The organism is Roseisolibacter sp. H3M3-2, assembly GCF_029211165.1.
Taxonomy (GTDB): Bacteria; Gemmatimonadota; Gemmatimonadetes; order Gemmatimonadales; family Gemmatimonadaceae; genus Roseisolibacter.
Genome location: NZ_JARGEK010000234.1, coordinates 1 through 7,722, shown reverse-complemented (window position 1 = coordinate 7,722; position 7,722 = coordinate 1). Strand labels below are relative to the sequence as shown.

The 7,722-nt window shown below is 74.6% G+C and carries 8 protein-coding genes; 4 read left to right on the top strand and 4 right to left on the bottom strand.

The window, feature by feature from the left end:
- Positions 1–183: 183 nt before the first annotated feature.
- The 3 genes from PYV61_RS17140 to PYV61_RS17130 are packed head-to-tail and all read right to left on the bottom strand — an operon-like array spanning position 184 to position 1,537.
- Entirely contained in the window at positions 184–840 is a 657-nt protein-coding gene (locus PYV61_RS17140; RefSeq protein WP_275833827.1) for an ATP-dependent Clp protease proteolytic subunit, read from the bottom strand.
- Between the two features lie 8 nt (positions 841–848).
- Complete coding sequence (locus PYV61_RS17135; protein ID WP_275833825.1) at positions 849–1,208, bottom strand: SRPBCC domain-containing protein; 360 nt, start codon at positions 1,206–1,208, stop codon at positions 849–851.
- Positions 1,205–1,537 (bottom strand): metalloregulator ArsR/SmtB family transcription factor, encoded by a 333-nt coding sequence (locus tag PYV61_RS17130; RefSeq protein ID WP_275833823.1) that lies wholly within the window; start codon positions 1,535–1,537, stop codon positions 1,205–1,207. Before PYV61_RS17130 ends, PYV61_RS17135 begins: the two co-directional genes overlap by 4 nt.
- A gap of 178 nt (positions 1,538–1,715) precedes the next feature.
- On the opposite strand from PYV61_RS17130, the gene PYV61_RS17125 reads away from it, so the two are divergent.
- Positions 1,716–2,408 carry a ferritin-like domain-containing protein gene (locus PYV61_RS17125; RefSeq protein WP_275833821.1) on the top strand — a complete coding sequence of 231 codons (693 nt, stop codon included), beginning with the start codon at positions 1,716–1,718 and terminating at the stop codon, positions 2,406–2,408.
- 24 nt (positions 2,409–2,432) lie between these two features.
- Here the strand turns inward: PYV61_RS17125 and PYV61_RS17120 are convergent, their stop codons facing one another.
- Positions 2,433–3,335 carry a DUF1207 domain-containing protein gene (locus PYV61_RS17120; protein WP_275833819.1) on the bottom strand — a complete coding sequence of 301 codons (903 nt, stop codon included), beginning with the start codon at positions 3,333–3,335 and terminating at the stop codon, positions 2,433–2,435.
- 67 nt (positions 3,336–3,402) lie between these two features.
- Between PYV61_RS17120 and PYV61_RS17115 the strand changes: the two genes are divergently transcribed.
- The 3 genes from PYV61_RS17115 to PYV61_RS17105 all read left to right on the top strand — a co-directional run.
- Positions 3,403–4,170 carry a helical backbone metal receptor gene (locus tag PYV61_RS17115; RefSeq protein ID WP_275833816.1) on the top strand — a complete coding sequence of 256 codons (768 nt, stop codon included), beginning with the start codon at positions 3,403–3,405 and terminating at the stop codon, positions 4,168–4,170.
- Between the two features lie 78 nt (positions 4,171–4,248).
- Positions 4,249–6,987, top strand: a complete 2,739-nt coding sequence (locus PYV61_RS17110; protein WP_275833815.1) for a DUF5916 domain-containing protein — start codon at positions 4,249–4,251, stop codon at positions 6,985–6,987.
- Between the two features lie 102 nt (positions 6,988–7,089).
- Positions 7,090–7,722, top strand: a 633-nt coding sequence (locus PYV61_RS17105; RefSeq protein WP_275833813.1) for a GIY-YIG nuclease family protein, incomplete at its 3' end; no start/stop codon positions are given.

The following is a 7,722-nucleotide window of genomic DNA, read 5'->3' as shown; positions in this document are numbered from 1 at the left end:
CCCGTCGGCGGCGCCGGCGTCGCCCGAGCGCCACGCGGCCAGCAGCGCGGGCACCGGCGTCGGCGCCCCGAAGTCGTGCGACGCGTTCCCTGCGCGTCCCCGTGGTCCGAGCATGCCTCCCTCGCGGAGCGGGTCCCGGGGCGAGCATCGCGCCCGGTGCCGCGCTCCGCAAGGGAGCGGGGGTCAGCCCCCCGCCCCGGCCCCCGTCGTCGCGGCGGCCGTCCCCGCGGCGGCGGCCACCGCCGCCGCCTCGGCGCGCGTCTGCACCACGTGGTCGATCATCCCGTAGTCGCGCGCCTCCTCGGCGGCCATCCACCGGTCGCGGTCGAAGTCGCGCGCGATCTGGTCGGCCGGCTTCCCCGTGGCCCGCGACAGCGCCTCGTGCACCACGCGCCGCAGGTGCAGCACCTCGCGCGCGGCGATCTCGATGTCGGCCGCCGTGCCCCGCGACCCGCCCGACGGCTGGTGCATCATGATGCGCGCGTGCGGGAGCGCGAACCGCTTGCCGGGCGCGCCGGCGGCCAGCAGGAAGCACCCCATCGACGCCGCCATCCCCATGCAGATCGTGCTGACGGGGGAGGAGAGGTGCTGCATCGTGTCGAACATCGCCAGCCCCGCGCTCACGCTCCCGCCGGGGCAGTTGATGTAGAGCGAGATGTCCTTCCCCGGGTTGTCCGCCTCGAGGAAGAGCAGCTGCGCGATGATCACGTTCGCGACGTCGTCGTCCACCGGCGTGCCGAGGAAGACGATGCGGTCCATCAGGAGCCGCGAGAAGATGTCGTAGCTCCGCTCGCCGCGGGACGAGCGCTCGATGATCGACGGGGCGTAGATGGTCGGCATGACTCGGCTCAGCGGCGGCAGGCGGCGCGGCGGCGGGCCCACGCGGGGCGGGCGGCGCGCATGGTGAAGGCGGGCGCGGTCCCGCCGCGCTCGTGGGTGACGGTCACGCGCGTGCCGGGCGCGCCGTCGACGGTGGCCGGCTCCAGGTCGTAGCGCACCCGGTCGTCGCCGCGCCAGCGGTGCTCGAGCCGCCGCGGCGGGTCGACGACGGTCAGCTCGCGCGCGCCCCCGCGCCACCACCCGGCGACCTCCGCCGGGTCGGTGAGGGCGTCGAACACGCGCTCCGGCGGCGCCGCGATCTCCACGGTCTCGACGACGGTGCCGTCGATCGCGCCTTCCACGGTCTCGTCGCTCACGCGTTCGCTCATGCGTCCTCCGCGCGGCGCGCCTCGACGTGCCGCTTCAGGGTCCCCAGCGTCGCGCGCCAGAAGGTCTGGTACGCGGCCGTCCACTCCAGCACCTCGCGCAGCGGCTCGGCGGTGAGCGCGTACACGCGCTGCCGCCCGTCGGCGCCCCCCGGCCGGTCGCGCACCAGCCGCGCCTCGCGCAGCACGCGCAGGTGCTTCGACACCGCGGGGCGGCTCATCGCGAAGTCCGCCGCGATCGCCGCCACCGGCGCCTCCCCCCGCCGCAGCCGGTCGAGGATGGCGCGCCGCGTCGGGTCGGCGACGGCGACGAAGGGGTCGAGGGGGGGCATGAGATGGGTAACCGGGTGGTTACGGATCCTATCCTCGCGGGGCGGGGATCGTCAAGCGGCGGTCCTGCGACCTGCGACCTGCGGCCTGCGAGCGCACCCGGTCGCAGCTCGCAGGTCGCAGGTGGTCGGCACGCATCCTGCCCGCCCCGCGCGCAGACTCACACCGGAGCACGACACCATGGCCGTCGAAGACCTGCAGGACCTGCTGAAGCACGAGCTGGGCGACCTGCTGTACGCCGAGAAGACGATCCTCAAGGGCCTCAAGAAGATGACCCGCGAGGTCTCGAACCCCGACATGAAGCAGCGCCTCGAGGCGCACTACGGGGAGACCGAGCAGCAGATCGAGAACCTCGAGCGCGCCTTCGAGTCGCTCGGCCTCAAGGCGCGGGCGCAGAAGTGCCCCGGCATCCTCGGCATCATGCAGGAGCACGAGGAGTTCAAGAGCGAGGAGGAGCCGTCGAAGCCGATCCTCGAGGCGTTCGACCTCGGCGCCGGGCTGCGCGTCGAGCACTACGAGATCGCCGGCTACCGCTCCGCGATCGCGCTCGCCCGCGCGCTGCGCGCCCGCGAGGTCGTCGACCTGCTCAAGCAGAACCTCGAGCAGGAGGTCGCGATGGCGAAGTTCATCGAGACCTCGGCGGCCGCGTCGCTCCAGCAGGTGCAGGGGATGCTCGCCGGGCAGGAGAACGGGAACGGCGGCGCCCGCAAGTCGGCCGGCAAGTCGGCGGGGAAGACGGCGTCCAGGTCCGCCTCCAAGTCCGCCGCCAAGACCGCGTCGAAGGGGGCCGCCAAGCGCGGCGGCGCCCGGTCGGCCGCGGCCTCGGGCGGCGACATGGACGACGTCGAGGTCGAGCAGGGGCGCGACGACTGAGCCCCGCGGGCGCGGGGCCGGCTCCTACAGCACGAAGTGGAAGCCGAGCCCCGCGAGCCGCACGTCGCGCGCGTGGAACTGCCCGTACGGCGACGGGCCGTCGTAGAACTCGCCGAGCAGGCTCCAGCGGCGCGCCCGCCCCCCGTCGTCGCGCGGGCGCCCGACCTCGATCCCGGCCCGCGCGCTCACCGCGGTGCGCCAGTCCTGCTCGGCCACCGACTTGAGGTCGACGCCGGCCACGAACCGCGCCCGCGCCGCCGACCCGAAGCGCGCCGCCGCCGACGGCCGCAGCTCGAGCCCCCCGTGCGCGATGCTGCGCCCGAGCGACGCCGGCTCGCGGTTGAAGTAGTACTCCCCGCCGCCGTACACGCGCACCGGCCCGGCGTCCTGCGACAGCAGCAGCTCCGCCGACTCGAACGACAGGTTCTCGCGCTCGACGCGGTCCTCCGGGTCGCCGCGCAGCAGGAACTCGTCGCCGAGGTGGGAGCTCTGGTGGTACACGCGCGCCCGCGCCGAGAAGCCGCCGCGGCGCACCGTCAGCGGGAGCCCGATGACGTAGTCGGCGTTGACCAGGTCGTACGACGACCGCCCGAGGTCGAACTGCGCGAACACGCTCCCGGCGAGGCTCAGCTGCACCCCGTCGCCCGGCCGCGCGCCGTTGACGCGGAAGAGGCCGAACTGGTCGGCGATCCCCACCGACGCGACGTCGCGCGCCACCTCGTCGTCGTTCCCGCGCAGGTAGCTCACGAAGGAGCGCTGCCCCTTGGGGTCGGCCAGCAACGGGCAGAACACGTCGCCCGACGGGATCGGCTCGTAGCCGCGCGTCGGGGTCGGGGCGGCCACCCCGCAGCGCACGGCGGGGGCGAGCTCCTGCGCGGCCGCGGGGGCGGCGCAGGCGAGGAGCAGGGCGAGGGCGACACGACGCACCGGGAGCCTCGGCGGTGGGAGTGGCCCGAATCTCCGTCGGGGTCCGTCGGCGCGCTATGCTTCGCGCATGCGCATCGTCAGCCTCTGCCCCTCGCTCACGGAGCTCGTCTACGACCTCGGCCGCGGCGACGCGCTCGTGGGGCGCACGAAGTTCTGCCGCCACCCCGCCGACCGCGTCGCGGCGGTCGAGAAGGTGGGCGGCACCAAGAACCCGAAGATCGAGCGGATCGTCGCGCTGCGCCCCGACCTCGTCCTGCTGAACGAGGAGGAGAACCGCCGCGAGGACGCCGAGGCGCTGGCGGCGGCCGGGGTGCCGCTGCACGTGAGCTTCCCGCGCGACGCCGACGGGACGGCGGCGATGGTGCGCGACATCGCCGCGGCGCTCGACGCGCCCGCGGCGGGCGCGCGCATCGCGGCCGACATCGAGGCGGAGAGCGCCCGCGTGCGCGAGGTCGCGGCGGTGCGCGCGGCGTCGGCGGCGCCGGCGCCGCGGTGGGCGTACCTGATCTGGCGCCGCCCGTGGATGGCGGTGAACGGCGACACCTTCGTGCACGCGCTGCTGGCGCAGGCGGGCGGGGTGAACGTCCTCGCCGACCTCCCGACGCGCTACCCCGAGGTCACCGCCGCGCAGCTGGCCGCGGCGTCGCCCGACCTGGTGCTGCTGTCGTCGGAGCCCTTCCCGTTCGAGGAGCGCCACGCCGACGAGCTGGCGGCCGAGACGGGGCTGCCGCGCGACCGCTTCCGGCTGGTGGACGGCGAGCTGCTGTCGTGGCACGGCTCGCGGACGGTCGCCGGGGTCGCGTACGCGGGGCGGACGCTCGGCCTCCCGGTCTGACCGCGCCGCCCGCCGCTCTAACACGGTGCTGACACGACTCGGCGAAACCCTTCGGGGATCCGGTCCGTCGGACCGGGCATGTCGAGCCTCCGCGGAAGCCTTCCCCTCCTCCTCGCCCTCCTCCTCGCCCTCCTCCCCGCCGCGCTGACCGCCCAGACGGTCGCCGGGCCGGGGTCGCAGAACGACCCGCGCCCCACCGGCCGCCCCGCGGTGCGGCAGGGCCCGATCGCCGTGGACGGCCGCCTCGACGAGGCGGCGTGGGCGGCCGCGCCGGCCATCGGCGGCTTCCGCCAGCAGCAGCCCGACCAGGGCGCGCCGCCGTCGCAGCGCACCGAGCTGCGGGTCCTGTTCGACGCGACGACGCTCTACGTCGGCGCGCGCATGTTCGACGACGCGGGGGCGGCCGGCGTGCGCGCCATCCTCGCGCGCCGCGACCAGCTCCTCGACGGCAACGCCTCCGACAAGATCGCGCTCGTCTTCGACCCGTTCCGCGACCGCAACACGCGCATCTGGTTCGAGCTCAACCCGCTCGGCGTGCGCGGCGACCACTTCAACGGCGACGCCTCGTTCGACCCGGTGTGGGAGGGGGCGGCGCACGTCGACTCGCTCGGCTGGACGGCCGAGTTCCGGATCCCGCTGTCGCAGCTCCGCTTCGCGCGCGACTCGGCGCAGGTGTGGGGGATGCAGGCGTGGCGCACGATCACGCGCCGCAACGAGCAGGACATGTGGGCGTACTGGCGCCCCGACGAGGCCGGCGGCCCGGCGTACTTCGGCACGCTCGAGGGGTTCTCGCTCACCCAGGCGCCGCGCCAGGTCGAGCTGCTGCCGTACGCGGTGTCGAGCAACCGGTACGCCCCGGTCGCCCCCGGCGACCCGTTCCACAGCCGCGGCGAGCTGAAGGCGCGCGTCGGCGCCGACGTGAAGGTCAACCTGACGTCGAACCTCACGCTCGACGCGACGATCAACCCCGACTTCGGGCAGGTCGAGGTCGACCCGGCGCGCGTGAACCTGAGCGCGTTCGAGCAGTTCTTCCAGGAGCGGCGCCCGTTCTTCGTCGCCAACGCCAACGCGTTCAGCTTCGGCAACTTCAACTGCTACTTCTGCAGCAACGTCTCGAACCTCGGCGTGTTCTACTCGCGCCGCATCGGGCGGCCGCCGCAGCTGGCGGGGATGGTGCGCGGCGGCGCCGACCACGTCGACGCCCCCGACGCCTCGACGATCCTCGGCGCCGCCAAGCTCACCGGGCGGACGAGCAACGGGTGGCAGGTCGGGATCCTCGACGCGCTCACCCAGGCGGCGACGGCGCGCTACGTCCCCGCCGGCGCCGCGCCCGGCGGCCCGTACCCGTCGCAGGAGATCGAGCCGCTGACCAACTACTTCATGGGGCGGCTGCGCAAGGACTTCCGCGGCGGCGACACGCGTGTCGGGGGGATCACCACCCTCACCAACCGCCGCCTCACGACCGGCGCCGAGCGCGAGCGGCTGCGCTCGGACGCGCAGGTGCTCGGCCTCGACGTGCAGCACTACTGGCAGCAGCGGCGCTACTCGTTCGTGGCGCAGGTGGCCGGCTCGCGCGTCGGCGGCGACACGTCGGCCATCCGCCGCACCCAGGAGACGAGCGCGCACTTCTTCCAGCGCCCCGACCGCGCGGTGACCTCGGACGGGCTGTTCGGCGCCGCGTACGACCCGACGCGCCGCAGCCTCGGCGGCTACGGGCTCTACGCGCGCGTGGCCAAGGAGACCGGCGGCTGGCTGTGGGAGACCGCGCAGAACTGGCGCAGCCCCGGCTTCGAGGTCAACGACATGGCCTTCCTCGACCGCGCCGACTACCGGTGGATGAACGCCAACGTGGTGCGGCAGTGGACGGTCCCCGGCCCCTGGTACCGCAGCGTCTGGACGAGCCTCGGCGGGCAGCAGCAGTACAACTTCGACGGCGACCGCACCGACCGGCAGGGGCAGGTCTACGGGCAGGTGACCTTCCGCAACTGGATGCAGGTGTCGGGCTTCGTCATCCACCGCCCGGCGTCGCTCGACGACCGCATGACGCGCGGCGGCCCGGTCGTGAAGCGCGCCGGCTACACGGACTTCTCCCTCAACGTCAGCACCGACTCGCGCAAGGCGGTGACGTTCGAGGTCGGCGGCGAGGCGGCGCCGCTGGTGGGGACGGAGGGGTCGTTCCTGTCGACCAACGCCAGCCTCGCGTACCGCCCGTCGCCGCGCCTGCTGCTGCGCATGGGGCCCTCGTGGAACCGCACGCTGGAGCAGCAGCAGTACGTGGCCGCGGTGGCCGACCCGACGGCGACGGCGTTCGGCGGGACGCGCTACGTGTTCGGCGCCATCGACCAGCGCACGCTGTCGCTCGACACCCGGTTCAACGCGACGTTCACCCCCGACCTGACGCTGGAGCTGTTCGCGCAGCCGTTCCTGGCGAGCGGCGACTACCGCGGCTTCAACGAGTACGTCGCGCCGCGCGGGATCGCGATGCGCCGCTTCGGGCGCGACGCCGGGACGGTGACCCCGGTGCGGGGCGACGAGGCGACGACGCCGAGCGCGTACCGGATCGACCCGGACGGCGCGGGGCCGGCGCAGGCGTTCACCCTCGACAACCCGAACTTCAACCTGCGGTCGCTGCGCGGGACGGCGGTGGTGCGGTGGGAGTACCGCCCGGGGTCGACGCTGTTCTTCGTCTGGACGCAGCAGCGCGAGGGGAGCGACGCCCACGGCGATTTCCGCCTCGGCCGCGACCGGGCGGCGCTGTTCCGGGACCGGGCGACGAACATCTTCCAGCTGAAGGCGACGTACTGGATCGGACGCTGACTACCTGCGACCTGCGACCTGCGACCCAGGAGCGGCCCTGAGGTCGCAGGTCGCAGGTCGCAGGAGGCACCGCCGGCCGTCGCGCGGGTAGACTGAAGGCCCATGCCCCGCCGCACCCAGCTCCGCGCCCCCGTCCAGCCCGACGACCTCCGCCACGTCGCCTACGCCCCCGCCCCGGTGGCGCGGCGGAAGGCGCTGCTGGCGCAGGTGAAGGCGGAGTGCCGCGACGTGCCCGGGGTGTACCGCATGCTCGGCGCGACGGGGCTGGTGCTGTACGTCGGGAAGGCGAAGCGGCTGCGGACGCGGCTGCTCAGCTACTTCCGGTCGGCGCGGACGGGGGGGCGCCGCGACAAGCAGGCGCGCATCCTCCGCCACGCGCACGCGCTGGAGTGGGAGGTCGCCCCCGACGAGTTCGCAGCGCTGCTGCGCGAGCTGCGGCTGATCAAGCGGCACCGGCCGCGCTTCAACGTCATGATGAACGTCGACGAGGCGCCGCGCGGGTGGCTCATGGTCACGCACGGCCCGGTGCCGGCGCTGCGCGTCGTGCAGCGCACCGACGACGCCGAGGCGGCGGTGCTCTACGGCCCGTTCCGCCGGCTGTCGATGCTGACCGAGGCGGCGCGCGCCCTGGCCGACGCGACCGGGGTCCGCGACTGCGCGCTCCCGCCGTCGCAGCTCCCGGCCGCGACGCCGGCGCGACGGCGCCGTGCGCTGGGCGTCGCCGAGCCGTCGCCC

What these genes read in the sequence shown, in the direction of transcription:
- PYV61_RS17140 (WP_275833827.1), bottom strand. Translation starts at nt 840, where the DNA reads ATGCCGACCATCTACGCCCCGTCGATCATCGAGCGCTCGTCCCGCGGC.
- PYV61_RS17135 (WP_275833825.1), bottom strand. Translation starts at nt 1,208, where the DNA reads ATGAGCGAACGCGTGAGCGACGAGACCGTGGAAGGCGCGATCGACGGC.
- PYV61_RS17130 (WP_275833823.1), bottom strand. Translation starts at nt 1,537, where the DNA reads ATGCCCCCCCTCGACCCCTTCGTCGCCGTCGCCGACCCGACGCGGCGC.
- PYV61_RS17125 (WP_275833821.1), top strand. Translation starts at nt 1,716, where the DNA reads ATGGCCGTCGAAGACCTGCAGGACCTGCTGAAGCACGAGCTGGGCGAC.
- PYV61_RS17115 (WP_275833816.1), top strand. Translation starts at nt 3,403, where the DNA reads ATGCGCATCGTCAGCCTCTGCCCCTCGCTCACGGAGCTCGTCTACGAC.
- PYV61_RS17110 (WP_275833815.1), top strand. Translation starts at nt 4,249, where the DNA reads ATGTCGAGCCTCCGCGGAAGCCTTCCCCTCCTCCTCGCCCTCCTCCTC.